Origin of the sequence: Ensifer sp. B1-9 (assembly GCF_050474445.1) — a bacterium.
GTDB lineage: Bacteria > Pseudomonadota > Alphaproteobacteria > Rhizobiales > Rhizobiaceae > Ensifer.
Map to the genome: position 1 here is coordinate 312,158 of NZ_JBCHVG010000010.1, position 24,253 is coordinate 336,410.

21 protein-coding genes and 1 pseudogene are annotated in these 24,253 nt (G+C 63.0%); 3 read left to right on the forward strand and 19 right to left on the reverse strand.

The window, feature by feature from the left end; all coding sequences use genetic code 11:
* Positions 1–20: 20 nt before the first annotated feature.
* Together ACQ5BM_RS20520 and ACQ5BM_RS20525 are read right to left on the reverse strand one after the other, a co-directional pair.
* Positions 21–1,038: pseudogene (locus ACQ5BM_RS20520) on the reverse strand (DUF1214 domain-containing protein).
* Between the two features lie 17 nt (positions 1,039–1,055).
* Positions 1,056–2,474: a DUF1254 domain-containing protein gene (locus ACQ5BM_RS20525; RefSeq protein ID WP_429815157.1), complete on the reverse strand. Its 1,419-nt coding sequence runs from the start codon at positions 2,472–2,474 to the stop codon at positions 1,056–1,058.
* Between the two features lie 171 nt (positions 2,475–2,645).
* Between ACQ5BM_RS20525 and ACQ5BM_RS20530 the strand changes: the two genes are divergently transcribed.
* Entirely contained in the window at positions 2,646–4,859 is a 2,214-nt protein-coding gene (locus tag ACQ5BM_RS20530; RefSeq protein WP_429815159.1) for an adenylate/guanylate cyclase domain-containing protein, read from the forward strand.
* 86 nt (positions 4,860–4,945) lie between these two features.
* On the opposite strand, the gene ACQ5BM_RS20535 is transcribed toward ACQ5BM_RS20530, so the two are convergent.
* The 9 genes from ACQ5BM_RS20535 to ACQ5BM_RS20575 form a co-directional block, all read right to left on the reverse strand.
* A complete protein-coding gene (locus tag ACQ5BM_RS20535) occupies positions 4,946–5,449 on the reverse strand; it encodes a YHS domain-containing (seleno)protein (RefSeq protein WP_429815162.1) in 504 nt (167 codons plus the stop codon).
* Between the two features lie 29 nt (positions 5,450–5,478).
* On the reverse strand, positions 5,479–6,069 hold the full coding sequence (locus tag ACQ5BM_RS20540; protein WP_429815165.1) for an ankyrin repeat domain-containing protein: 591 nt from the start codon (positions 6,067–6,069) through the stop codon (positions 5,479–5,481).
* Positions 6,070–6,203: 134 nt separating this feature from the next.
* Entirely contained in the window at positions 6,204–6,863 is a 660-nt protein-coding gene (locus ACQ5BM_RS20545; protein ID WP_429815168.1) for an aspartate/glutamate racemase family protein, read from the reverse strand.
* Positions 6,860–8,323 (reverse strand): MFS transporter, encoded by a 1,464-nt coding sequence (locus tag ACQ5BM_RS20550; RefSeq protein WP_429815170.1) that lies wholly within the window; start codon positions 8,321–8,323, stop codon positions 6,860–6,862. Before ACQ5BM_RS20550 ends, ACQ5BM_RS20545 begins: the two co-directional genes overlap by 4 nt.
* 293 nt (positions 8,324–8,616) lie before the next feature.
* A complete protein-coding gene (locus ACQ5BM_RS20555) occupies positions 8,617–9,459 on the reverse strand; it encodes a MurR/RpiR family transcriptional regulator (RefSeq protein ID WP_429815173.1) in 843 nt (280 codons plus the stop codon).
* Positions 9,460–9,592: 133 nt separating this feature from the next.
* A complete protein-coding gene (gene ppk2, locus ACQ5BM_RS20560) occupies positions 9,593–10,513 on the reverse strand; it encodes a polyphosphate kinase 2 (protein ID WP_429815175.1) in 921 nt (306 codons plus the stop codon).
* A 119-nt stretch (positions 10,514–10,632) separates the two neighbouring features.
* Positions 10,633–12,111 carry an aldehyde dehydrogenase family protein gene (locus ACQ5BM_RS20565; RefSeq protein WP_429815178.1) on the reverse strand — a complete coding sequence of 493 codons (1,479 nt, stop codon included), beginning with the start codon at positions 12,109–12,111 and terminating at the stop codon, positions 10,633–10,635.
* 103 nt (positions 12,112–12,214) lie between these two features.
* A complete protein-coding gene (locus tag ACQ5BM_RS20570; RefSeq protein ID WP_429815180.1) occupies positions 12,215–13,417 on the reverse strand; it encodes an MFS transporter in 1,203 nt (400 codons plus the stop codon).
* 250 nt (positions 13,418–13,667) lie between these two features.
* Entirely contained in the window at positions 13,668–14,156 is a 489-nt protein-coding gene (locus tag ACQ5BM_RS20575; RefSeq protein ID WP_429815182.1) for a DMT family transporter, read from the reverse strand.
* An 84-nt stretch (positions 14,157–14,240) separates the two neighbouring features.
* On the opposite strand from ACQ5BM_RS20575, the gene ACQ5BM_RS20580 reads away from it, so the two are divergent.
* Positions 14,241–15,173, forward strand: a complete 933-nt coding sequence (locus tag ACQ5BM_RS20580) for a LysR family transcriptional regulator (protein WP_429815185.1) — start codon at positions 14,241–14,243, stop codon at positions 15,171–15,173.
* 74 nt (positions 15,174–15,247) lie between these two features.
* Here ACQ5BM_RS20580 and ACQ5BM_RS20585 read toward each other — a convergent pair whose 3' ends face one another.
* The 7 genes from ACQ5BM_RS20585 to ACQ5BM_RS20615 all read right to left on the reverse strand — a co-directional run bounded on the left by ACQ5BM_RS20585 (position 15,248) and on the right by ACQ5BM_RS20615 (position 22,797).
* Complete coding sequence (locus ACQ5BM_RS20585; protein ID WP_429815237.1) at positions 15,248–16,294, reverse strand: Tim44 domain-containing protein; 1,047 nt, start codon at positions 16,292–16,294, stop codon at positions 15,248–15,250.
* Positions 16,295–16,522: 228 nt separating this feature from the next.
* Complete coding sequence (locus ACQ5BM_RS20590) at positions 16,523–18,118, reverse strand: GMC family oxidoreductase (RefSeq protein ID WP_429815187.1); 1,596 nt, start codon at positions 18,116–18,118, stop codon at positions 16,523–16,525.
* Between the two features lie 94 nt (positions 18,119–18,212).
* Positions 18,213–19,208, reverse strand: coding sequence for a branched-chain amino acid ABC transporter permease (locus tag ACQ5BM_RS20595; RefSeq protein ID WP_429815190.1), 996 nt, complete (start codon positions 19,206–19,208; stop codon positions 18,213–18,215).
* Positions 19,201–20,088: a branched-chain amino acid ABC transporter permease gene (locus ACQ5BM_RS20600; protein ID WP_429815192.1), complete on the reverse strand. Its 888-nt coding sequence runs from the start codon at positions 20,086–20,088 to the stop codon at positions 19,201–19,203. The genes ACQ5BM_RS20595 and ACQ5BM_RS20600 overlap by 8 nt, the downstream gene beginning before the upstream one ends.
* A gap of 3 nt (positions 20,089–20,091) precedes the next feature.
* Positions 20,092–20,793, reverse strand: a complete 702-nt coding sequence (locus tag ACQ5BM_RS20605; RefSeq protein WP_429815194.1) for an ABC transporter ATP-binding protein — start codon at positions 20,791–20,793, stop codon at positions 20,092–20,094.
* 1 nt (position 20,794) lies between these two features.
* Positions 20,795–21,577 (reverse strand): ABC transporter ATP-binding protein, encoded by a 783-nt coding sequence (locus ACQ5BM_RS20610; RefSeq protein WP_429815196.1) that lies wholly within the window; start codon positions 21,575–21,577, stop codon positions 20,795–20,797.
* 14 nt (positions 21,578–21,591) lie between these two features.
* Entirely contained in the window at positions 21,592–22,797 is a 1,206-nt protein-coding gene (locus ACQ5BM_RS20615) for an ABC transporter substrate-binding protein (RefSeq protein WP_429815199.1), read from the reverse strand.
* 228 nt (positions 22,798–23,025) lie between these two features.
* Here ACQ5BM_RS20615 and ACQ5BM_RS20620 point away from each other — a divergent pair, with 228 nt between their 5' ends.
* Complete coding sequence (locus ACQ5BM_RS20620; protein ID WP_429815202.1) at positions 23,026–23,970, forward strand: LysR family transcriptional regulator; 945 nt, start codon at positions 23,026–23,028, stop codon at positions 23,968–23,970.
* Between the two features lie 100 nt (positions 23,971–24,070).
* Here ACQ5BM_RS20620 and ACQ5BM_RS20625 read toward each other — a convergent pair.
* A partial coding sequence (locus ACQ5BM_RS20625) for a hypothetical protein (RefSeq protein ID WP_429815204.1) occupies positions 24,071–24,253 on the reverse strand: 183 nt, incomplete at its 5' end.

Sequence of the window (24,253 nt, forward strand, 5' to 3'; positions counted from 1 at the left end):
TGATTCGCGACGCGGAAAGCCTAGTTCACCGGCTGCGGTTCGGGAAAGTGCCAGGAACCGTCAAGGATCTCCTGACGCGGCCGGTAGAGCCGCACCGTGTAGTTCCATCCGTCGGTCACGGGAAGACAGTTGGCGATCTTGCCGTCGCAGCCGCCGAACTGGATCGAGACGCCACCGTCATCAGCCTTCTTTGCCGTGATATCGTTAATCGTGTAGGCGTCGTAGGGGTTCTTCTCGTAAAAACCCTGGGCATCATAGACGCTGACCGACCAGAAGGCGTCGACCGGCACATCCTTGACCTCGAGCTTGTAGACGGTTTTGCCGTCGTTCTTGGCGGGCGTGACATTGAGATAGGTCGCGTCCTTGTCGGGATTGCCGCCCCAGCCGGTCGCGGTGCCGATAAGATGGCGGATCGGGTCGACCTCTTGCCGGGTACCGAAGGCTTTCTTGAAGTCCGGCAGGGTGGAGCCAAGCGCGAGCAGGGCCTCGCGCACCTTCTTCTGGCTTGCCGGGTCCCAGGCCGGAATCTCGAATTTTCCTGCTCCCTGCTGGTTCACCTTGATCGCATCCTGTAGGGCATGGACGTCAGCGATATCCTTCGGGTCGGCCGGATCGACGAGGGTACGGACGCCGACAACGACGTAGCGCGTGCCGACCTTTTCCTTGGTGAGCGTCGTTTCCCCGGCGCCGTAGACGACCTCCGGCACATAGTGGTCTTCATTGATCACCTGCATCGACATGAAGCGCTTTCCCGCGCATGGTGATGGTGACCGGCCCAGCATCGAGATCGAACACGGCCGACGAATAGAGGGTGTCGCGGTTGAGGCGAATGACCGTCTGATTGTCGATCGAAGCGGGCTCGCGCCGATGCAGGAATTTTCCGAGGGCACCGTCCTTGACCATGCTTGCCGCGTACATGTCGCTCTCGGCGCGAATGAAGTTGTCGACGCCAACCGTAATGGGGTCGGCGGCGGTAGATTGTGCGGCGCCGGCCATCACCAATGCACCGGCCATGAAGAACGAACGATAATGCGTCATGCTCGAATCCTCTTTGATCAGTTGGCGCGCCGCATCGGCGGCGCTTTCCATTTGCCGTCCAATGCGTCGGGCTTCGGCCAGTAGAGCCGCATGGCGGTGAAGAACGGGCCGCTCGGTGCCGGCAGCCAGTTGGCTTCCTTCTCTGTGCCGGGTGAATCGTGCTGAATGTAGAGTGTCACGCCGCCATCGGCGTCCTTTTTCAGATCCGCCAGCATCGACGAGTTGATCAGGTATCGGTTGAGCGGATTGGCATAGAGCAGGCTGGACGGCAGCTCGTAGAGCGTCAGCGACCAGAAGGCATTGACCGGCGGCAGCATGCCCGGTTCGAAACGCAGCGTGTACTTGTTTTCACCCGAGAGCGGCTTCTTGCGTTCATCGGTAAAATAGGCGGGATAGACCACCTCGTCCTTGGAGTTACCGTAGATGCCGAGCACGGCGCCGGACATGCGGTCGAGATAGTGGCCGTTCAGATACTCACGCGTGCCGAAACTGTCTCCGCTCGTTCGTTTGCCGGTGTCGAGTTCGGTTTCCTTGTACTCTTTGAATGCGGCCCAGGCGTCAGCCATGCCGCTTTCGATCGCCTGCTGCATGTCAGGTGGAAATGTGTCGAAATCGAAACTCTTGCCGGCGCCGACATTGATCCTGGCGAAGCGCTCCATCAGCTCGGTTTCCGACGGGTTCGTCGGGCAGAAGCCGAGTACGAAGTTGAGGATCCTGAAGAATTCCGGCGAAGTCTTCTCCTCTTCGGCATTGAGCGGTTTCACAAAATCGACGGCTGGAGCCGGTGCGGGTGCTTTCTGGCCGAGGAAGCTCGAAAGCGGCTGCACCTGGTAGCCCGCCTGGATCTTCTTGACGTTTTCAATGTCGGCGGGATTGAACATCTGGGTGCGATAAAGCACGAACGCGAATTCGGTTTCCGAGCGGATCACCGCCTTGATCCCGGGCGGCGTTTCGCCTTTCCAGTCCGGTCCCGCCAGCAGGAAGCTGCCAGCCTCGTTGCCGGTGGCGCGGCTACCGACATAGGCGAAGTTGAACGTATACATGTCGATGAACTGGAGCGAGTAGTAGCGCTCCTTCTCGACCGCCGGCACGGTCAGGACCAGCGGTTCTGCGCGCAAGTCCGCTCCGAGGAAGGAATAGGGCGTATCGGAGTTCGGTGTCTGGATCGCCTTGTCGTCAGGCGTATAGACCCGTGCGGTGTTGTTGAGCGTGTTCCACGCGCTCTTGAACTCAGGATTGCCGCGATCGACGAAGTAGGAATATTGCACGCGATAGCTGTCGACGAGCGGAAAGCCGTAGATATAGGCTTCCTTGGCGATGGCGCGCGCCTCTTCTGTCGAGAGGCCAATGTCGGCAGCGCTCGCCCTTGTTACCTTGAGGGCGGGCAGAGCCGTCGCGAGAGCGCCGAGCATCAGCAGTGACCGTCGTTTGAGCATGGCAGATACCTTCGGATGATCGCCGACGATCGTGTCAGCTCGACGGAGCACCGCAAGTACGTAACTGTTACGGCGCAGAGCAGGCGTCCTGCCGTTGCGCGCCGATGGCGCTGTTTGCCAAGCTGCGGTAACATCTGCCGCTGGGGTACATCGTACGTTGAGAGCTCGTCGATGGAGCGCCGTCTCGCTGCCGTCCTGATTGCGGATGTCGTCGGCTACAGCCGCCTGAGCCGGCTCGACGAGGAAGGGACGCGCCTTCGATTCCAGTCGGACCTGTGCACCATTCTCGAGCCGCTCTTTCGCGAGCATCACGGGCGGCTGGTGAAGACGATGGGTGACGGTCTGCTCGTCGAATTCCGCAGCGTCGTGGATGCGGCGCAGTGCGCGATCGATATCCAGAAACGCAAGGCGGCGGCGCAGGATGAGCGGGGGCCTGACGGCGAGAGGCTGGACTTCCGCATCGGCATCAATCTCGGTGACATCATCGTCGAAGGCGACGATATCCACGGCGATGGCGTCAATATCGCCGACCGGGTGCAAGGGCTGGCCCATCCGGGCGGCATTGCGATATCGGGCACCGCCTATGACCAGATCAGCTCCAAGCTGAAGGTCGGATTTGCATCTCTGGGGTGGCAACCGGTGAAGGGGCTCGCCGATCCGATCCGTGTCTACCGCGTGCTCCTCGAACCCGAAGCCGTGGGCAAGACCTTTGGCGAAAAAAAGGGGCGAGCCGCCCGCCAAGGCGTGGCGATCGGTTTGGCTGCGCTGCTGCTGGCGGTCGTGATCGCTTGGTGGCAACCCTGGACGCTGATCGCGTCGATAAATCCGGCGCAGCGCTTCGCCTATCCCCTGCCGGACCAGCCTTCTGTCGCGGTGCTGCCCTTTATCAATGTCAGCGGCGACAGCGATCACGATCACCTGGCGGAAGGCCTGACCGACGATCTCATCACCGAACTGTCGAAGGTCTCCGGCCTCTTCGTCATCGCCCGGCATTCGGTATTCGCGCTCAAGGGCAGCGCCGACAAGATCCAGGACATCGCCGCCGAACTCGGCGTGCACTATGTGCTGGAGGGCACGCTGCAGCGCGCCGATCAGCGGCTGCGCATCAACGTCAAGCTCATCGATGCGGTGAGCGGGCTTTCGCTTTGGGCGGAACGCTACGACCGGCAATATGCCGACCTCTTTGCCGTTCAGGACGACGTGATCGGCAAGATCATTGCCGCGCTCGAGGTCAAGCTCAGCGAGGGCGAGCGCGACCAACTGGCGCGCATTCCCACCGACAATCTCGAGGCCTATGACAATTACATGCGGGCGGAGCAGCAGGGCCTCATCTGGCGCGATGTCGATACCTATCGACAGACGCTTTCCTTCTACCAGCGGGCGATCGATCTCGATCCGAACTTCGCCGATGCCCATGCCGGCATCGCCCGTGTTGCCGTCGATGTCTGGCGCAATGACTACAACTACCTCTGGTCGGCAGCCGTGGCGCGCAAGATCGCCTATGACGCCGCGGGCCAGGCCTTGAAGCTCGATGCCAACAATGCCCGCGCCCATACGGTGCTGGCGCTGCTTCAGCTCGTCGATGGACGCGCGATGGAGGCGAAGGAATCGGCGCTCAGGGCCGTCTCCGCCCAGCCGAACGATGCGGAGGCGCTTGCCAACCTGGCGCTGGTGCTTGCCCAGACCGGCGAACACGCGCAGGCGATCGAGGATATCGACCGGGCGCTGAGGCTCGATCCGTCGCCATCCTCCAGCCTGCAGCTTCTCGCCGGCATCGTCTATTACACCGCGCGACGGCTCGAACGGGCGATCCCCTTGATCGAGGCGGCGAGCGAGGCGCTGCCAAAGGTGGAAGCGGCGCGGGAATATCTGGCTTCGGCCTATGCCCAGCGCGGCGACCAGCAGAGCGCGGCGGCGGAGGCGGCGGAGCTGCTGAAGCTCTTTCCGGACACCAACCTCACCTATTACGGCTATCTCTACGACTACTGGCGCGAAGAGGATCTCTACCGGCACCTCTTCGGCCTGCGCGTGGCGGGGATCCCGGAATGGCCTTTCGGCTTCGTTGGCGCCGCCAGCGACCGGCTCGGCCCGGCGGAACTGCAACGACTGACCGTGGACAAGACCTGGGTCGGGGTACACAAGAACGGAACGAGTTTCGCGCAGTTCTTCGACAAGGTCGGCAATACCGCCTACCGCACCAGCAACACCAACATCACCGGCCGCATCGAAGTGAAGGGCAACCAGCTTTGCGAGAAATATGACGGGTATTTTCTCAACCGCATGGTCTGCGGCTATGTCTATCGCAACACCGCGAAAGGCGAGCGTACCGCCGACTACATCAACGTCACGCCGCAGGCGCTGAAGTTCTTCTCGATCGAGCAATGACGGCGATCACGAGGCGTCGGTAGGAAGAGCCTGGTCGACGCCTCGGGCGCCTCTGCGGAAGCCGCTTCACGCACCCTGGGGCCGCTTCAGGGCGAGGGTTTCGTCCAGTTGATCGATGCCTTTTCGGTGAGCAGCGTCTGCTCGACCTCGGACCAGTGCTTGCGTGAATCGACCACTTTGTTCGGGTTCTTCACCAGACCCTCGGCGGCGCCCGGATCGTAGCTGAGATACAGCTTGTCCTCGATGATGCGCCAGGCCTTCGGGTCGATGTTGGTCGTCACGGTGCCGAAGGAGACGCCGTCGGCGCAATAGCCGCCATATTGCGGCGCATACCGGGTCGGCTCCTTCATGAACTGGTCGCGGTGCTCGGCGCTGGCGAATTGCCAGGTGGCGCCGAGCCAGCGATAGGTGAATTCCGGCGATCCTTCGACCGCCTTGTTCTCGGTGAAATAGGCGACCGGATCATATCCCTTGATCGCCACGTCGCCGAAATAGCCCGTGTTGACAGGCTCTTCCGCGCGCGCTGTGCCGGTGAATGCAAGGAATATCGCCGTCGCCGCGATCGCGGCCGCTATCGGATATCGAGACATGCCATGCCCTCCGTTTCCGGATGTATTCGTCATTGTCGTTTGGTGCATTCGCCGTAGAGCCAATCGCCGACGAGATCGGCTTTCTGGCAGGTCGCTCCCGCCTTCAGGAGAAGCTCGGCGGTCGGCCAGTGCGAGCGCCATCCCGCCTGTGTCAGCGGCGTGTAGCCGTTGCGCTCCTTGGCTTCGATGTCGGCCTTGTTGGTCAACAGGAAGGCGACGATCTCGGCGTGGCCTTCTTCGGCTGCCGCGTGCAGCGGCGACATCTTGTAGAAGTTGGCGACATCGTTGACGGCAGCCCCCTTGGCGACGAGCAGTTTGGCGGTTTCGAGATTGCCGCCATAGGCGGCGGCGTGCAGCGCCGTCAGGCCGCCCTTGTTGCGGATCTCGATGTCGCACCCGCGATCGATGAGCAGAGCGACGACCGCGGTGTGCCCTTTGAGCGCGGCGATCAGCAATGCCGGCTCGCCGGCCGCATCGGGCTCGGCTATGTCGGTTCCCTGGTCGAGCAGTTGTTTGACGCGTTCGGTATCGCCGTCCCTTGCCGCGTCGTGCAAAGGGCCCGCCATGGCTGCCGCGGTAAAGAACGCCATCGCGGCAAACGAAGCAAAAAGAGATTTCATCGCGCAAACCTCCGCCCCGGCTTCGGTCTCGCCCAATTGGAAAGAGCAAAAATACCACGGGGCAGTCGGCGGAAACAGGCGTTACCGCCGCCGAATCCATAATCCTTTTGGGTGTCCGCGATGACGAATGCCTGTCAGGCGGCGACCTGCATCAGGTCGAGCATGCGGTCGATGGCGCTCGGGATGGGCGCGATAATCGGCGTCGAGAACATCGGCTGGAGCTGTTCGGCCGCCTGGCCCAGCGGACCGCCGCCGATGATGACGGCCTCGGCGCCGTCCAGTTCGACACACTGGCGGACGGCGTCACCGAGGGCGTCCAGCAGGCATTCCGGGTGGGCGGAGAGCGCCAGCGGATCGCCGGACGTGCAGCGGATGCCGGTATATTGCTCCCAGACGCCGAGATCGCGGGCGCGATCGTCGATCGCCTGGATCAATTCCGGCGTCGTGGTGGCGACGCCGAACTTGCGGCCGCCCTGCGAGGCCTCGATCATCGAGGCCTCGCAGATGCCGATCACGGGGATCGCGAGGCGATGCTTGAGGGCGGCAAGGCCGGGATCGCCGAAGGCGCTGACGACAATGCCGAGGCACCCGGCCCCATGTCTTTCACCGATCTCGACGACCTCGGCAGCGGCCGCATCCAACTGCTCGGGCGTCACGATCATCGGCGGGTTCCGCATGGCCGTGGCGACTGCCACGGCCATGCGTCCCGATGCGGCCCGGCGTGCGATGGCGACCATCATGTCGCTGGTGGCATGCGAACTGTTCGGGTTGATCAGAAGGATATGTGCGCTCACGTTCTCAGTTCCACGCCGACTTTGATTTCAGAAGTGCCAGCCTTTGCGAGGTCGGCGTCCGCAGGCTGGGTCAAGTCTTCCATCGACATGCCGTAGGTCTCGGGCCCGAGCTGGATGCAGAAGGCGAAGACCGCATACATGCCGGCGGCGAGACCGAAGACCCCGACCATGCCGTAGGTGTCGAACAGCGCTCCGGCGATGGTGGGAATGAAGGAACCCGCGGCCGAGCCGGTGGCCAGGATCAGCGCCACGCCGAAGGCACGGATGCGGGTCGGGAAGAGTTCGGGGGCATAGATCCAGATCGAGGTGTTGAGCAGCAGCACGAAGAACTGGAAGATCGCGCCGAAGAGCAACACCAGATAGATGTTGGCGCCGAGATAGGCGATCGAGACGGCCGCAAGGCAGGCGCAGGCGGCACCGAGGGTCAGCACCTTCTTGCGCGGGAAATAATAGCCGAACATCGAGGCGGCGATGGCACCGAGCACGCTGCCGCTCTGGATGATCATGCTGTAGAGCAGGCTGCCCTGAAGCGTGTAGCCCATGGACACGAAGATGATCGGCATCAGCGTCAGCACCGAAAGCTGGGCGCCGTAGCTCATCAGGATCGCGATGGCGACCGGAATGGTGCGGCCGATGAAGGGCGCGCGAAAGAGTTCCTTCCAGTCGCTCCTGGCCGGTTCCTCACCCTTCAGGTGGTCCTTGGTCAGATATTCCTGAACCTTGAGATTGCGTGGTCGCAACGAGCCGGAGGCAAGGATCGAAAGCACCTTGTTGGCCTCGTCGATCTTGCCCTGCGAGGCGAGGAAACGCGGTGTTTCCGGCACCAGGCGGCGGTAGAAGACGACGAGCAGGGCCGGCAGGGCGAGCGAGGCGAAGAGCCAGCGCCAGCTATTTTCACCCGGGAAGAGGGTGAAGATCATCAGGCCGAAGGCAGGCGCCAGGAAATTGCCGAAACCGCCGGCGCCGACATTGACGAGGCCGGCCGCCGTGCCGCGGAATTTTGGCGAGCAGAACTCCGACAGCATGGTTACCGCGGTGGAGATCTCGCCGCCGACGCCGAAGCCGACGATGGCGCGGGCGAAGCAGAGCATCGCGAAATTCGGCGCCATGGCGCAGGCGGCCGAGCCGATGGTGAAGAGCAGGAGATTGATCGTCAACATCACGCGCCGGCCATAACGGTCGCCGAGGATGCCGGAGAGCAGGCGCCCGAGGGCGGCGCTGCCGAAGGTGATGGTGTTGAGGAAACCGATGTCGGTTCCGGTAAGGCCCCAATGTTCTTTCAGGATCGGGCCGGCGACGCCGATGGTGTTCTGCTCGAAGCTGTCGAACAGGCAGCCGATGAGGACGAGCGCGAGGATCTGTTTGTGGGCGCCCGTGACGCCGATCTTGGTGAAGGCTGATTCCAACTGTCTGATGACCGGCGATGACCTGCCGGAAGGCACCATATTTTCCGCTGCCATGGTTCGTTCCCCTTTATGGCTTAACAACGTGAAAATGTGAAAACTCAGTTTCATGAAATCTACATCATGAAATCCTGGTTTCATAGAAGATTCTATGATGCGCTGCGAAAGGACCAGGCCGTTTCGTCACGCAATCGACGGAATGCAGATTTCGTGCCATTTTATGAGAAACTGTGGTTTCTTGTTTCGTGTCAAAGCCTTGGCGGCAGGTTGCCTTTGCGCCCGGCGTTGAAACTCAAATTTCCCGTGCGCAAAAAATATTCTGGCGTTTCAGGCAAATGCCCAATCGACGCTCACAATTCCTCAAGTGCATCGTTGATCGCTTCGATGCCGCGGAGCCGATTTCGGCCGGCCGTGCCGGCGATTTCGATGCATCGCGTCGTCAGGAGATGGCAGAGCGCCATGACTGAGACGTGGTTGAAGAGGGGGCCTGGCGCCAGCGTCTGGCAGCGGAAATGCCATTCCGCCTGGTTGAGGAAGGGCACACCCTCGTCGGTGATATAGAGCAGCCGTGCGCCGGACTTTTCCAACTGTGCGAGCAACGGCTCCATCAGGGAAACGCGTCGACGCAGGCCGAAGAGGATGATGACATCGTCGCGATCGATGCTGACCAGATGCTCGCCCAGTGTCTGGCCGCCACCGGGAATGGCCGAGATGTTCTCGATCACCTGCGTCATCTGCCACTGCAGATAGGTGGCGAAGGAATGGCTGGCGCGAAAGCCGATGACCCAGACCTTGCGGGCCCCGAGAATGGCGGTTGCCGCCGCCGTCACCTGGGTCTCGGAGATTGCGAGGAAGGTCGCCTCGATGTTGGCGACCCCTTGCGCCACATGCGAGGAGAGCGACTGCTCGCCGCCGCTGTCGGTGGCGGTCGCCAGGAAGAGGCGCGAACCGGTCTGCTTGTCGGCGCGGGCATGGCGGCGCGCCTCCTCGTAGTTCTCGTAGCCGAGGCGCTGGATAAAACGCGAAACGGTAGCCTTCGACACATGCGCCAGCGCGGCCAGTTCCTGGGCCGAGTAGCTCGCGACCTCGCCGGGAAAATCGCAAAGGAAGTCGCCCAGCCGCCGTTCGGCCGGATGCAGTTCCGGCAGCACCTGGCGGACGCGCGTGAGGAAGGAGCGTTCTTTGGGGCTCATGTCGATTCCATGAAACTGTCGTTTCACGGCAATCTCTGATTTTCGCGGCGATATTGCAAGCGAGGCGGGCGGGTGCCGCCTCGCTTTCAACTGCGGCCGGGGCGTCGGCGCAAACGCCGCTGCGCCGTCGACGTCAGTATTTCGCGGGTACGTAGAGTTCCGGCGGCAGCACCTTGCGCTCGTAGTCCGGGTTGAAAACGCGTTCCGGCAGGGATATTTCCTCGTGCGGCACGTCCTCGTAGGGGATCTGTGTCAACAGGTGATCGATGCAATTCAGCCGGGCGCGCTTCTTGTCGTTGCCTTCGACAATATGCCAGGGCGCTTCGGGAATGTTGGTGCGGGCGAAGGTCTCTTCCTTGGCCTTGGTATAGCTTTCCCAGCGCACCCGCGACTGCAGATCCATCGGCGAGAGCTTCCACTGCTTCAGGGGATCGTGGATGCGCACCAGGAAGCGCATCTGCTGTTCTTCGTCGGTGATCGAGAACCAGTACTTGACGAGCCGGATGCCGGAGCGGACCAGCATGCGCTCGAATTCCGGAACGTCGTTGAAGAATTGCTCGACCTGGTCTTCCGTCGCGAAGCCCATGACCCGCTCGACGCCGGAGCGGTTGTACCAGGAGCGGTCGAAGAGCACGATCTCGCCGCCGGCCGGCAGGTGCGGCACGTAGCGCTGGAAGTACCATTGCGTCTTTTCACGGTCCGAGGGTGCCGGCAGCGCGGCGACGCGCACGACGCGCGGATTGAGCCTCTGGGTGATGCGCTTGATCACGCCGCCCTTGCCGGCGGAATCGCGCCCCTCGAAGATCACCACCACTTTTTCCTTGTGGTAGACCACCCAGTCCTGAAGCTTGATCAGCTCCGACTGCAGCCGCAGCAGCGTGCGGAAGTAATCGATGCGCGGGATCGATGGCGGGTGGTTCTTGCGGTAGATCTTGCGGATCTCTTCGGAGAGCACCGGTTCGGAAAGCTCGAGTTCGTAGTCTTCGTCCAGCGTGTCGGCCAGTTCCGCCTCCAGCCAGTCCTGCATTTCGATCCCGTCGTTCGATCTGTTCATCTGACCCTCCGAATACAGCCCGTCCGGTGGCAGCTTTGAGCTGCTATCCTTAGTCGGCTTATTTCACAGCCGCATGAAGGGAATTTGACGCCGGGCTCCCGCGCGCGCCCCGAGCGTCTCTATTCCTTGAGATACCAGCCCCACGGTTCGTCGGCGTCGAAGCTGGTGATCTGCTTGGTCTCGAGATAGTTCGAAAGGCCCCAGCGCCCGAGTTCGCGGCCGATTCCCGACTGCTTGTAGCCGCCCCAGGGAGCCTCGGTGAAGGTCGGCTGCGAACAATTGATCCAGACGATGCCGGCGCGAAAGGCGCGGGCCACACGCTCGCAGCGTTCCCTGTCGGCCGACATGACCGCCGCCGCCAGCCCGAAGCGGCTGTCATTGGCCATTCGGATTGCGTCCGCCTCCTCGCGGAACGGCTTGACGCAAACGACCGGGCCAAAAATCTCCTCGCGCCAGACGAAGCTGTCTTCGCGCATGTCTGTGAGCACGGTCGGCTCGAGGAAATAGCCGCTGTTGAGGCCTGCCGGGCGGCCGCCGCCGGCGGCGACCGTGGCACCGTCCTGCCGGGCGCGGTCGATGGCGCCGAGGACCTTGTCGTACTGACCCTGGGAAACGATAGGCCCGAGCAGCGTGCCGTCCTCGAGGCCGTTGCCGATGGTGATCTTCGCGGCCTCCTCGCACAGGCGTTTGACGACCGTCTCGTAGATCTCTTCCTCGACGAGCACGCGCGAGGTCGCCGAACAGACCTGGCCCTGGTTCCAGAAGATGCCGAACATGATCCATTCGACGGCCTTGTCGATGTCGCTGTCGGCAAAGACGACGAAGGGCGATTTGCCGCCAAGCTCGAGGCTGACATTCTTGATGTCCTGGGCGCCGGCCATCATTACCTTGCGGCCGGTCACGACAGAGCCGGTGAAGGCGAGCTTGTCGAGCAACGGATGCTCGGTGAGCGGCTGGCCGGCATCCGCGCCGGTGCCGGTAACGATATTGAGCACACCGGGGGGCAAGCCGACTTCCTCGGCGATGACGCCGAGTTCCAGCGCCGTCAGCGGCGTCAGTTCCGAGGGCTTGAGCACGATTGTGCAGCCGGCGGCCAGCGCCGGCGCCACCTTCCAGGAGACCATCAGCAGCGGGTAGTTCCAGGGCGTGATCGCACCGACCACGCCGAGCGGCTCGCGCACGGCGCGTGCGGTGAAGCGGCTGTCGCCGACGGCGATCGTCTCCTCCGAATTGGCGTCCAGTTCCTCGGCAAGGCCGGCATAGTAGCGGAAGCAGCCGGCGGCATCGTCGATGTCCCAGAGTGCTTCCGGCAGCGGCTTGCCGTTGTCGGCGACCTCGAGCCGCGCCAGCGAGTGGCGCTTTTCCTCGATCTTTGCGGCGATCGCCCGAAGAAAGGCTGCGCGCTCGGTGCCTGACAGCTTCGGCCAGGGGCCGCTATCGAAGGCGATACGCGCTGCCTTTGCAGCCCGGTCCACATCCTCGTAGGTTGCTGCCGGCGCACGGTGGATGATCTCCTCCGTCGCCGGGTTGACCACGTCGAACGTACCGCCGCGCCGCGGCTTTTCCCATTTGCCATCGATGAACAACCGGTCCTGCATCCCATACCCCTTTTTAGCCCGAACCGAGTATGGCCAGACTAAGCCGATCGCGCCAGCCGCAAGTTACGGCCGACGTTGATCTTTTTGGTTTGGAGAAGTCGCTTTAGCGGTCGGCAACCTGCCCACGCCATGCGAGGAACGGCAGAACCGGGAGCACGGCGCAGGCACTGGCAAACAGCCAGAATTGCCCGAGGGACATGAACCCGCTCGCATGCATCGCTCCTGACAGCACCCCGATGGCAAGGCCCAAATCCATCAGCGGCAGGGTGAGGGTGTAGAACACCGTCTGGCGCTCCAGAGACAGGCATCGCTGCACCAGGGTGAAGTAGGCCGCGAAGGCGACCATCTCCGGCATGCCTCCGATAATCAAAAGCGCCATGGCCGTACCGTGGTTGGGCGCGAAGATCAGCGCGAAGGTCGAGATGCCCTCGAGCAGGCTTGTGACGAGATAGGCAATCAGCAGCGTACGTGCATCGGTCAGTGCCCTTGCCAGCCGGTTTGAGACGAGGGCGCCGAGGAGGGCGCCCAACCCCTGGGCGCCGAGCAGCACGGTCCACATCTCAGGCCCGAGGTGGAACTGGTCGCGGTTGAGCCAGAACAGGAACGGCTGCAGCGCGCCAAGCGAAACCATGTAACCAAGGGCGGGGAGGAGCAGAGCCCAGAGTAGCGGATTGTCGCGCATGATCGCGATTGCCTCCTGCCGGAAATTCATGGTGTTGGAGGCCGACGGCTCGCGTGGCGGCTGGTTGCCGGCATGGCGCAGCAGGAGAGTTGCCGCGACGGCATGGGAGAGCGCCAGGGCGAAAAGGGTACTCGAGATAGAGGTTGCCGCGGCTGCGAGGCCTGTCGCCGGCGGGCCGAAGATCTTGGCGAAGCGGTCGATGGCCTGAAAGGCTGTATTGGCCTCCATGTTGCGGCCGGGCGGAACCGATGCGGCGCGAAGCGCCAGGAGGCCCGGCGCGATCACCGTATCGGCCAGGCCGATGAGGATGACGATGGCTTGGAACGTCACGGTATCCGGCGCCAGCGCCAGACCAGGGATCGCTGCCGCAATGCCCGCGATTGCGAAGATGACCGGAATGCGTGGGCCTGTCCTTCGGATGAGCGCAGTGGCAAGCGGCGCAAACAGGAGGCGCGGCAGAAGGCGAAGCACCAGGCTGCCGATCAGTTCCGCGCCGGCGCCGAAGCGTGCCGCGACAATGAGCGGCAACGCGGCAACAAGCATCCAGGAGCCGAAGGAATGAACGACGAGAACGAGGCAGATGCGCCGAAAGGCGGCTGAGCCCCAGAGATTTGATGTGGTCATGACGAGCCCGAGAGCAGGCAGTCGATCCGGGTGCTCCTTCACAAAGGGGGCGGGCGGATCGATGCGAACGAAATCGGTCCGCTCAACTGGCGGACGGTTCTGGGCTCACAACTGCAAGCCCCGCCTTGCGGGGCAGGTCAGGCCATCAAATGGGGTTCGCTCGACATGAGCAGCCATCTACCATGCGCGCTTCTCACGTGACAAGCGGCAGCCACGCTGGTCGAGGCTGCCGCCGCGTTGCGGCCATGCGCTATCGCGTTGCATCGGCCAATGCCGGTGTGACATTGGCGATCTGCGTGACGACCATGCCGCCGACGATCAGCAGCAGGCCGGCGAGCCGCGCCGCATTGACGGGCTTTACCGGGAAGCCCATCAGGCCGAAGTGATCGATCAGCATGGAGATGGCCATTTGGCCGGCGATGACGGCGACGATGAAGCTCGCCGCGCCGAGCTTCGGCGCAAGGATGAGAGCCGCAGTGATGTAAATCACGCCGGCGGCGCCGCCGATCCAGATCCACCACGGACCCTTGAATGCCGCCGCAAGGCTGGGCAACGGCGCCCGGAAGGCGATCAGCAGCGGCAGGATGAGTGCGAGGCTGACGCCGAGCGAGACGACCGTCGCCCAGAGCGGATGGCCGAGGAGGCGGCCGAGGTTGGCATTGGCACCGGCCTGGAAGGGGACGACGGCGCCGGCGAAGATCGCCGCGGTAAGCAGGAGGAGGGAGGAGAGACTGGGCATTGTTTTTTCCTTCTTGATTGGGGCATCCTCTCCCATCGATACCAGGAATGGAAATTCCAAATTCGCACGTGCTATATTCGTTTCATGAATAATCTAGCTGGAATCGACCTGAACCTGCTCGTCGTGCTCGACGCTCTGCTGGCGGAACGCCATGTCTCGCGTGCGGCCATCCGGCTGAACAAGAGCCAGCCGGCCGTCAGCCACGCGCTGGCGCGATTGCGTACGCTTTTCGACGATCCATTGCTCGTGCGCCATGGCGGTCAGCTCGAGCCGACCGCGCGCGCACTCGAGATCGCGCCACGGCTCGCCGAGGCGCTCGCTCACATGCGCCAGCTCATGGGGTCGCAGCCGTTCGATCCGGCGCGTGAGCGCCATGTCTTTCGGCTGGCGATGTCCGACTACGCCGCACTCGTTCTGCTGCCGCAATTGATGGCGGTGCTGCGCCGGCAGGCCCCGAACGTCGACCTCATCGTCTGCCAGGCGAGACGCGAGGTGATGATGTCGCAGGTGGTGGACGGCGAGATCGATCTGGCGCTCGGCGTGTTTCCTGGACTGGCCGAGGATCTCCGGACATCACTCCTCTTCGAGGAGCATTTTGCCTGCCTGGCCGATGGCGCCAGTCTCAATGGTGAAAAGACGATGGATCTCGCGGCCTATCTGGAGCGGCCGCACATTCTCGTCTCGCTGCGCGGCGATGCCGGCAACGAGATCGACCTGGCGTTGGCGGCCACGGGACACAGGCGCCGCATCGCTCTGGCGCTGCCCCATTGGAGCGCGGCGCCTGGGCTCGTGCGCGGAACCGACCTCGTGCTGACGGTGGCGCGTCGCATCTTGCCGCGAGACGCGGAGATCGGATCATTGGCCGTCTTCGATCCGCCCTTTGCCATCCCGCCCTTTGCTTTCCGGCAAATCTGGCACCGGCGACGCGACGGTGACCCCGCCCATCGCTGGCTCCGGGATCTGATCGCCCACATCCTCGCGCCGCCGGAGGCGCTTTCGGCCAATGCGCTGTCCTGAAGAGCGTGACCCTGAAAACGAAAAGGCCCGGTCAGCCGTGCCGACCGGGCTTTCTTCATGGGCGTTGTTTGGCGTCAGTCGTGGCTGACGCCCTGGATCGCCGAAACTTGCCATTGCGCGCCGGGCTTGCGCACGAAGGTCCAGAGTTCGACCGCCTCGGTCAGATTGTCCGGATCGCCGCTGATCACCTTGCCGGTCGTACGGTCGCGCATCACGTCGATGCTTTCGTAACGCATCGCAACGGTCGCGTAGTCCGTCCCGTTTTCCGACCAGGCTTCGGCGACGTCGCCCTGGACGAGATGCACGTCGCGCACATCGTTCTTGACACCGCTCGTCGCGTTGTCGCTGAGCTCTTCGGCCAGGTAGGACATGGCCTCCGGCGTCGTCAGGCGACGCAACGTGCCATAGTCCTCCGCGGCGTAGGCCGCCTGCACGTCCTTCAGCATCTTTTCGAACTGGTCGAGGTCAGCCTGCTGGACGCCGATTTCATCGGCGGGACCGTCGGCAACCGGAGCCGGCGCCGGTGCTGCAGCCGGGCGCGCAGTTGTCTGATCACCCGCCTGGCCGCCGCCGATGCTCGGGATCTTGAACGAGGGCGCGCCGGCCGAGGACGGCTGACCTGACGACCGCTCGGACGGGCCGGCATAGGCCGGCTGCTGGCGGTTGCGGCCGAAGAAGCGCATGGCGAGCATGATCAGGCCGCCGATCAGAAGCATCTGCACGATCAGTCCGAGGAAGCCGGCGGCGCCGCCGAAGCCGCCGCCCATCAGCATACCGATCAGGCCGCCAACCATGAGGCCGCCGAGCAATGATCCGCCGAAACCGCTGAAGAAGCCGGGGCGGCTGTTCGGCTGGTTAGCGGTGGTCGGGCGCGTTTGGCCGGCCGCCGGGCTGGTCGTGGTCGGGCCGGCGTCCTGACGCGGCGTCATCGAACGGTCGATCGGCGCCGCGTTGGTCGGCGCGGTACGGGTGACGGGCGGCTGCGAGAAGGTGCGGGTGCCGCGGCTGCCGAAGCCGCCGCCCGAACGCCGCGCTTCGGCGACGTCCACAACGGTCAACGCGACGGTCAAGCCGATCGCCAACATTGCCAGAGCTCGTCCAAAACGCCCAAATCGCTGCATTGCCATCAAAACCCCTAATCTTGCTTGGGCCCAAAACTGAGCCATCATCGTCCGAATATAGGGGCTCAAAGCCTGAGATTTAAGCTTTCCGCGTCGCTTTTCGGCCAGTTTACCGTTATCCGCCGCCGCTCCCCGTGCCGAATCCGATCCGGAATCAGCACCTTCGATGGGGGGGCGGTGCGACGCGTTTCCTGAGGCCAATCGCTGCACGCCTTGGCTGGATTTGCTCTATCGATTGGCCGCCAGGATCATCGTCGCTGCCTTTTCGGCGATCATGATCGTCGGCGAATTGGTGTTGCCCGAAGTGATCGTCGGCATGATCGAGGCATCGGCGATCCGCAATCCCCTAAGACCGCGAAAGCGCAGTTCCGGATCGACGACGCTTTCCGGATCGGCACCCATGCGGCAGGTCCCGACCGGGTGGAAGATCGTCGTGCCGATATCGCCGGCCGCGCGTTTCAGATCGTCCTCGGACTCGTAGGAGGGGCCTGGCTTGAACTCGACCGGATTGAAGCGGGCGAAGGAGGGCTGCTTGACGATCCGCCGCGTCAGCCGGATCGCGCGGACGGCGACGTTGCGATCCGCTTCGGCGGTCAGATAGCGCGGCCGGATGTCCGGTGCGGCGGCGAAGTCCGGGCCCTTCAGATGCACCGAGCCGCGGCTTTCGGGCCGCAGATTGCAGACGCTGGCAGTGATTGCGGGGAAGGAGTGAACCGGTTCGCCGAACTTGTCGAGCGAGACGGGTTGAACGTGATATTGCAGGTCGGGCGTTTCCTTCTCCGGGCCGGACCTGGTGAAGATGCCGAGCTGGCTCGGCGCCATTGCCATCGGTCCGGAGCGCCTGAGCAGATATTCGAGCCCGATCGACGCCTTGCCGAAAAGCGAGTTCGCCTTCTCGTTGAGGGTGGGCACGCCGGTGACCTTGTAGGCCATGCGAAGCTGAAGGTGATCCTGCAGGTTCTCGCCGACGCCCGCGCGTTCGTGACGAAGCTCGATGCCATTTGCCTGAAGCACGTCGCCGCGGCCGATGCCAGAGAGTTCGAGAATATGCGGCGAGCCGATCGCGCCGGCGGAAAGCACGGTTTCGCGGCTGGCGCGGGCACGCTTGATCGTGCCGTCGTGCTGGAACTCGACGCCGGCGATGCGGTCGCCTTCGATGATCAGCTTGCGCACATGCGCCTTGGTGAGAACCGTGAGGTTGTCGCGCTTCTGCGCCGGGCGAAGGAACGCCTTCGCCGTATTCCAGCGGATGCCGGAGCGCTGGTTGACGTCGAAATAGCCGGAGCCCTCGTTGCTGCCGCGGTTGAAATCCAGTGTTTCGGGAATGCCGGCTTCGGAGGCTGCCTTCTGGAAAGCATCGAGAACCGCCCAGCGCACGCGCGCCTTCTCCACCCGCCATTCGCCGCCGGCCCCATGCATTTCGTTGGCGCCCCGATAGTGATCCTCCGATTTGCGGAAGAGCGGCAACACGTCGTCCCAACCCCAACCGGTGCAGCCGAGCTGGCGCCAATGGTCGTAGTCCTGCGCCTGGCCGCGCATGTAGATCATGCCGTTGATCGACGAGCAGCCGCCGAGCACCTTGCCGCGGGGATAGCCGAGCGAGCGGCCGTTGAGGCCTTCTTCGGCGGCCGTGGTGAAACACCAGTCGGTGCGCGGATTGTTGATGCAATAGAGATAGCCGACCGGAATATGGATCCAGTGATAGTTGTCGCGGCCGCCGGCCTCCAGCAGCAGCACGCGATGCCCTCGGTTTTCGGAAAGGCGGTTGGCAAGCACGCAGCCGGCACTACCCGCTCCGACGACGATGTAGTCGAACGTGTCCATGGGTTCTCTCTCGATGTTTCGGGGCTCGATCCGTCAGTGATCGGGATCGGGCGACGGCTTCTTCCCGCCCGCGGCGCGGGCGACAGGAGGCCAGCTACTGTCTGTGTTCAAAACCGAGTTTGCGGCCGAGCCGCGAATTATAGAACTCGCCGACGATGCCGCGACGGAAAAGCAGCACGCAGACCATGAAGACGAGGCCGGTGATGATCGTCACCGGGAATTCCGAGGTCGCGAGATAATTCTGCAGCGTCACCACCAGCCCGGCGCCGAAGAGCGGGCCGATCAGCGTGCCGATGCCGCCGAGCAGCGTCATCAGGATCACTTCGCCGGACATCTGCCAGCCGACGTCCGTGAGGGTCGCGAACTGGAAGACCAGCGCCTTGACGCCGCCGGCAAGGCCGGTGAGCGCCGCCGACATGACAAAGGCTGCGAGCTTGTAGTTGCGCACGGAATAGCCGAGCGACACGGCGCGCGTCTCGTTCTCGCGGATCGATTTCAGGATCATGCCGAAGGGCGAGTGGATGATGCGCCAGATGATGGCGACACCGATGACGAAGACGCCGAGCACGAAATAGTACATGCTCGTCGACTGGCTGAGATCGATGAAGCCGAAGAGGTGGCCGCGCGGCACGGACTGGATACCGTCCTCGCCCTTGGTGAATTCCGCCTGCAGGCAGAAGAAATAGAACATCTGCGCCAGCGCCAGCGTGATCATGGCGAAATAGATGCCCTGCCGGCGGATCGCCAGATAGCCGACGATCAGGCCGAGCAATGCCGCACCGCCGACGCCGACAAGGATGCCGAGCTCCGGCGGCAGGCCCCATTCCTTGACCGCGTGCGCGGTGAAATAGGCCGCACCGCCGAAGAAGGCCGCATGGCCGAAGGAGAGCAGGCCGGTATAGCCGAGCAGCAGGTTGAAGGCGCAGGCAAAGAGCGCAAAGCAGAGGAGCTTCATCAGGAAGACGGGATAGAAGAATAGGGGCGCCAGGACGAGGAGTGCCAATCCTATTCCCAGGAACAGGGTCTGGGCGACCACCGGGTTCTTTTCCTTCGGTTTTTCGATGTCGAGTGTCAGCGTCATATCAAGCATCCCGGCCGAAGAGGCCTGCCGGCCGTATCATGAGAACGATGGCCATGATCACGAAGATCACGATGTTGGAGGCTTCCGGATAGAAGACCTTGGTCAGTCCCTCGGCGACACCGAGCAGGTAACCGGTAACGATCGCGCCCATGATCGAGCCCATGCCGCCGACCACCACCACGGCGAAGACGACGATGATGATGTTCGAACCCATGAGGGGAGAAACCTGGTAGATCGGCGCGGCGAGCACGCCGGCAAGGGCGGCAAGCGCAGCCCCCAGCGCATAGGTCAGCGTCAGGAGGAACGGCACATTGATGCCGAAGGATTGCACCAGAACCGGGTTTTCGGTGGCGGCACGCAGATAGGAGCCGAGCTTGGTCTTCTCGATCACCAGCCAGGTACCGATGCAGACGATCAGCGAGAAGACGATCACCCAGCCGCGATAGATGGGCAGGAACATGAAGCCGAGATTGGTGCCGCCGGCAAGCTGCGACGGTGTCGCATAGGGCTGGCCGGACGCGCCATAGAGATAGCGAAAGGTGCCTTCGATGGTCAGCGCCAGGCCGAAGGTGAAGAGCAGGCCGTAGAGCGGATCGAGCGTATAGAGCCGGCGCAGCATGGTGCGCTCGATGACCGCGCCGACGAGACCGACGGCGACGGGTGCCACGATCAGCGCCGGCCAATAGCCGATGCCGAAATGCGACAGCAGCATCCAGGCGAAGAAGGCGCCGAGCATGTATTGCGCGCCGTGGGCGAAGTTGATGACGCGCAGGAGGCCGAAGATGATCGCCAGGCCGAGGCTCAAAAGCGCATAGAACGAGCCGTTGATCAGTCCGATCAACAGTTGCCCGAGAAAGGCTTGCATGGGAATTCCGAAGATCGTGCTCATGGTTCAGACTCCCAGCACATCATGCAGCATGTCCATGCGGGTCGCGAGTTCCGCAACCGGGAATTCGCCGACCATCTGGCCATGATCCATCAGGTAGAAACGATCGGCAACCTTGCTGGCGAAGCGGAAGTTCTGTTCGACCAATAGCACCGTCATGCCGCGCTGCTTCAGGGTTTTCAGCACGTCGCCGATGCGCTGGACGATGACCGGGGCAAGTCCCTCGGTCGGTTCGTCGAGCAGCATCATCCGTACGCCGGTGCGCAGGATCCGGGCGATCGCCAGCATCTGCTGTTCGCCGCCGGAGAGCTTCGTGCCGGGGCTGCTGCGGCGTTCGTAGAGGTTCGGGAAAAGCTCGAAGATCTCATCGATCGTCATGCCGCCCTTGGCGACCGCCGGCGGCAGCAACAGATTTTCATGGACCGAAAGCGTCGAGAAGATGCCGCGCTCCTCCGGGATGAAGCCGAGGCCGTGATGGGCGACCCGGTGCAGCGGCACTTTCATCAGGTCCTCGCCGGCAAAGCTGATCTCACCCTTGCGCTTGCGCACGATGCCCATGATCGAGCGCAGCGTCGTCGTCTTGCCGACGCCGTTGCGGCCGAGAAGGGTGACCATCTCGCCTTCGCCCACCGTCAGGTCGACGCCGTGCAGGATGTGGCTTTCGCCGTACCAGGCATTGAGGCCGGAGACTTTCAGGAGCGTTTTCATGTCAGGCCTCCTCCGTGCCCATATAGGCAGTGCGCACGCGCGGGTCCGCCGACACCTTCGCATAGTCGCCTTCGGCCAGGATCTCGCCGCGCTGGAGCACGGTGACGTGGTGGCAGAGCGTCGAGACGACGGAGAGATTGTGCTCGACCATCAGCACGGCGCGCTCGCGCGCGACCTCGCGGATGATCTCGGCGACCATACCGACATCCTCGTGGCCCATGCCGGCCATCGGCTCGTCGAGCAGCAGCACCTTGGGATCGAGCGCCAGGGTGGTGGCGATTTCCAGCACGCGCTTGCGGCCATAGGAAAGGTCGGCGGCAACAGCGTTGCGCTCGCGCTCCAGGCCGACCGAGCGGATCAGCTGGTCGGCCTTGGCATTGAGCCCGTCAAGCGCCGAGATCGGCTTCCAGAACTGGGTGGCAAGCCCGTTCGGCCGCTGCAGCGCGACGCGCACGTTGTCGAGCACCGTCAGGTGCGGAAAGACGGCGGAGATCTGGAAGGAGCGCACCAGGCCCATGCGCGCCACCTTGTCCGGCGCCGTGCGGGTAATGTCCTCGCCAAGCAGCGTGATCGTACCATCGGTCGGCTGCAGGAACTTGGTCAACAGGTTGAAGACCGTCGTCTTGCCGGCGCCGTTCGGACCGATCAACGCATGCACGCGGGCGTGATGGACGTCGAGATTGACGTTGTTGACGGCGGTGAAGCCGCCAAAGTCACGGCGCAGACCGCGGGCGGACAGAACCACCCGCGGCGCGCCATTCGGTTCGCTGACCGGTGCGCTCATTGCGATCGGACCGCTTACGACTTCACGAGGTCGCAGCCGCTCTTGGCCGGATCGATGAAGGCTTCGGCGCCCGGAATGGTGGCGAGAACCTTGAAATAGTCCCAGGGTTCCTTGCTTTCGTCGGGCTTCTTCACTTCCAACAGGTACATGTCATGGATCATGCGGCCGTTCTCGGCGACCTTGCCGTTCTGGGCGAAGACGTCGTTGACCGGAAGCGCGCGCAGTTCCTTGGCGACGGCATCGGCATCGTCAGTGCCGGCCTTCTCGATCGCCTTCAGATAGGAGAGCACGGCCGAATAGGTGCCGGCATGGACCATGTTCGGCATCTTGCCGGTGCGCTCCATGAAGCGCTTGCCGAATTTGGCGCTCTCTTCGTTGCGGTTCCAGTAGAAGCCTTCCGTGAGCGTCAGCCCCTGGGCTGCCTCCAGGCCGAGGCCATGGACTTCGGCGAGCGTGAAGAGGAGGGCAGCGAGGCGCTGGCCGCCCTGGACGATGCCGAATTCGGCGGCCTGCTTGATGGCGTTCGAAGTGTCGAGGCCGGCATTGGCAAGACCGATCACCTTGGCGCCGGAGGATTGCGCCTGCAGCAGGAAGGAAGAGAAGTCCGTGGTTGCCAGCGGATGGCGGACGGAGCCGACCACCGTGCCGCCGTTTTCCTTGACGTAGTTGCTGGTGTTTTCCTCGAGCGAATAGCCGAAGGCATAGTCGGCGGTCAGGAAGAACCAGCTGTCGCCACCCTGCTTGACAAGTGCGCCGCCGGTGCCGACCGCAAGCGCGTGCGTGTCGTAGGCCCAGTGGAAGCCATAGGGCGAGCACTGCTTGCCGGTGAGCTCGGTGGTCGCGGCGCCGGTGTTGATGGTGATCTTCTTTTTCTCCTTCGACAGCGCCTGCACGGCAAGGCCGACCGAAGAACTGGTGAGTTCCATGATGCTGTCGACCTGTTCGGTATCGTACCATTGACGGGCGATGTTGGAGGCGATGTCGGCCTTGTTCTGGTGGTCGGCGGTGATGACTTCCACCGGCACGCCGAGCACCTTGCCGCCGAAATCCTCGACCGCCATCAGCGCCGCCTCGTAGGAGGACTTGCCGCCGAAGTCGGCATAGACGCCGGACTGGTCGTTGAGAATGCCGATCTTGACCTTGCCGTCGGATGCGTCGGCGAAAGCGGCCGTGCTGCTGGCGAGCATTGCCGCCAAGGTTACGATCAGTTTCTTCGTCATCATGTCCTCCTCCAGAGACGTAACCGTCGCGCGAAAATGCGCGCGGGTTCCGGCGCGCCAGTTGACGATGCCGGATCGTTCATTTCGTTCTGTTCATATTTGGCCAGACAAGCTCCTCAGTTGTCGGCTCTGGTCGTTACAATCCGGAAAAAAACGCTTGGATGCAAGCGGCCCGAACCGTAAATTGCAAACAGGGTCTGTTCATTTTCGAACAGATGGGGAGTGGCGATGAATCCGAATTTTACCTGGGACGATCTGCAGTTCTTTCTCGCAGTGGCCCGCACCGGACAATTGTCGACGGCGGCGCGGCGGTTGAGGACCAGCCACGCCACCGTTTCCCGCCGTATCGATCGCCTGGAGTTCGCCCTCAAGGTGAAGCTGTTCGAGCGCAATCCGCGCGGTTACGTTTTGACCAGCATGGGGCAGCGCTTCATCGAAACCGCCGAACGCATCGAGCGCGAGACCGAGCAATTGCAGCTCGACATCAATGACGGCCTGACGGCGCAGCGCGGCGTCGTCAGGCTGAGCACGCTCGAAGGTTTCGGCAACTTCTTCTTGGCCGATCGCTTGGCGGATTTTGCGGCGAGCTACCCGAATGTCTCGCTCGAACTGGTGGCGATCCAGCAGATCATGTCGCTGTCGCGCAAGGAAGCGGATATCCAGGTGGCGCTGACGGCGCCGAAAGCCGGCCCCTACCATTCCGAGGTGCTGACCCCCTATACGCTGCATGTCTATGGCGCACGCGGCTACCTTGGGAAGCATGCGCCGATCAAAGGTCGCCACGATCTCGCGGCGCACCGTTTCGTCGGCTATATCGAGGACATGATCTTTGCGCCCGGTCTCGACTATCTCGGGGAACTGCAGCCGGGGTTGCGGGCGCATTTCCAGAGTTCGAGTATTTTGACGCAGCTGAAGGCGGTGCGGCAGGGGCTCGGTCTCTGCGTGCTGCCGCACTTCATGGCGCGGGAAGAGCCGGACCTGGAAATCGTCCTGCCGGAGGAGATCGAGCTCAAGCGCACCTATTGGATGGTCTGCCATCGGGATCTGGTGGCGGTGCCACGGGTGAAGGCGGTACGGGAATTCCTGATGCAGATCGTCAGGGAGAGCCGGGGGTATTTCACCCGTGAAGCGACGCCGCTGCCGGCAAGCCTGCGACGCCTGTCACGGACGTGATTTCTGCCGGATGATGGCGAGATGCGGTCTCCTGAAGCCAGGCGGAGTGATTTGCGCCCCGAAAGTCCGTGGCTTTGCTCCCCAAAATCTCCCGAGTTTATCAACAGTGGAATTTATTGTTTAGAATCAAGTAGTTGTCGAATTTTGAAGTTTTTTTGAAAATGTCTGTTGACGTGTTGGAGGTGTGGGGTCTATAAGCCCGATCACTGACGAGGGCGGCGGCGCTGCTGGCGACGACGACCTTCGCTCTAGAGTTTCCTTGGTTGGCTGAGGCTGATTTTGG

Excerpts from the sequence above, each read along its gene's own strand:
- ppk2 (WP_429815175.1), bottom strand. The coding sequence starts at position 10,513 with ATGAACAGATCGAACGACGGGATCGAAATGCAGGACTGGCTGGAGGCG.
- ACQ5BM_RS20555 (WP_429815173.1), bottom strand. The coding sequence starts at position 9,459 with ATGAGCCCCAAAGAACGCTCCTTCCTCACGCGCGTCCGCCAGGTGCTG.
- ACQ5BM_RS20590 (WP_429815187.1), bottom strand. The coding sequence starts at position 18,118 with ATGGACACGTTCGACTACATCGTCGTCGGAGCGGGTAGTGCCGGCTGC.
- ACQ5BM_RS20595 (WP_429815190.1), bottom strand. The coding sequence starts at position 19,208 with ATGCTTGATATGACGCTGACACTCGACATCGAAAAACCGAAGGAAAAG.
- ACQ5BM_RS20575 (WP_429815182.1), bottom strand. The coding sequence starts at position 14,156 with ATGCCCAGTCTCTCCTCCCTCCTCCTGCTTACCGCGGCGATCTTCGCC.
- ACQ5BM_RS20530 (WP_429815159.1), top strand. The coding sequence starts at position 2,646 with ATGGAGCGCCGTCTCGCTGCCGTCCTGATTGCGGATGTCGTCGGCTAC.
- ACQ5BM_RS20580 (WP_429815185.1), top strand. The coding sequence starts at position 14,241 with ATGAATAATCTAGCTGGAATCGACCTGAACCTGCTCGTCGTGCTCGAC.
- ACQ5BM_RS20585 (WP_429815237.1), bottom strand. The coding sequence starts at position 16,294 with ATGCAGCGATTTGGGCGTTTTGGACGAGCTCTGGCAATGTTGGCGATC.
- ACQ5BM_RS20620 (WP_429815202.1), top strand. The coding sequence starts at position 23,026 with ATGAATCCGAATTTTACCTGGGACGATCTGCAGTTCTTTCTCGCAGTG.
- ACQ5BM_RS20525 (WP_429815157.1), bottom strand. The coding sequence starts at position 2,474 with ATGCTCAAACGACGGTCACTGCTGATGCTCGGCGCTCTCGCGACGGCT.
- ACQ5BM_RS20600 (WP_429815192.1), bottom strand. The coding sequence starts at position 20,088 with ATGAGCACGATCTTCGGAATTCCCATGCAAGCCTTTCTCGGGCAACTG.
- ACQ5BM_RS20570 (WP_429815180.1), bottom strand. The coding sequence starts at position 13,417 with ATGACCACATCAAATCTCTGGGGCTCAGCCGCCTTTCGGCGCATCTGC.
- ACQ5BM_RS20565 (WP_429815178.1), bottom strand. The coding sequence starts at position 12,111 with ATGCAGGACCGGTTGTTCATCGATGGCAAATGGGAAAAGCCGCGGCGC.
- ACQ5BM_RS20615 (WP_429815199.1), bottom strand. The coding sequence starts at position 22,797 with ATGACGAAGAAACTGATCGTAACCTTGGCGGCAATGCTCGCCAGCAGC.
- ACQ5BM_RS20535 (WP_429815162.1), bottom strand. The coding sequence starts at position 5,449 with ATGTCTCGATATCCGATAGCGGCCGCGATCGCGGCGACGGCGATATTC.
- ACQ5BM_RS20540 (WP_429815165.1), bottom strand. The coding sequence starts at position 6,069 with ATGAAATCTCTTTTTGCTTCGTTTGCCGCGATGGCGTTCTTTACCGCG.
- ACQ5BM_RS20605 (WP_429815194.1), bottom strand. The coding sequence starts at position 20,793 with ATGAAAACGCTCCTGAAAGTCTCCGGCCTCAATGCCTGGTACGGCGAA.
- ACQ5BM_RS20550 (WP_429815170.1), bottom strand. The coding sequence starts at position 8,323 with ATGGCAGCGGAAAATATGGTGCCTTCCGGCAGGTCATCGCCGGTCATC.
- ACQ5BM_RS20610 (WP_429815196.1), bottom strand. The coding sequence starts at position 21,577 with ATGAGCGCACCGGTCAGCGAACCGAATGGCGCGCCGCGGGTGGTTCTG.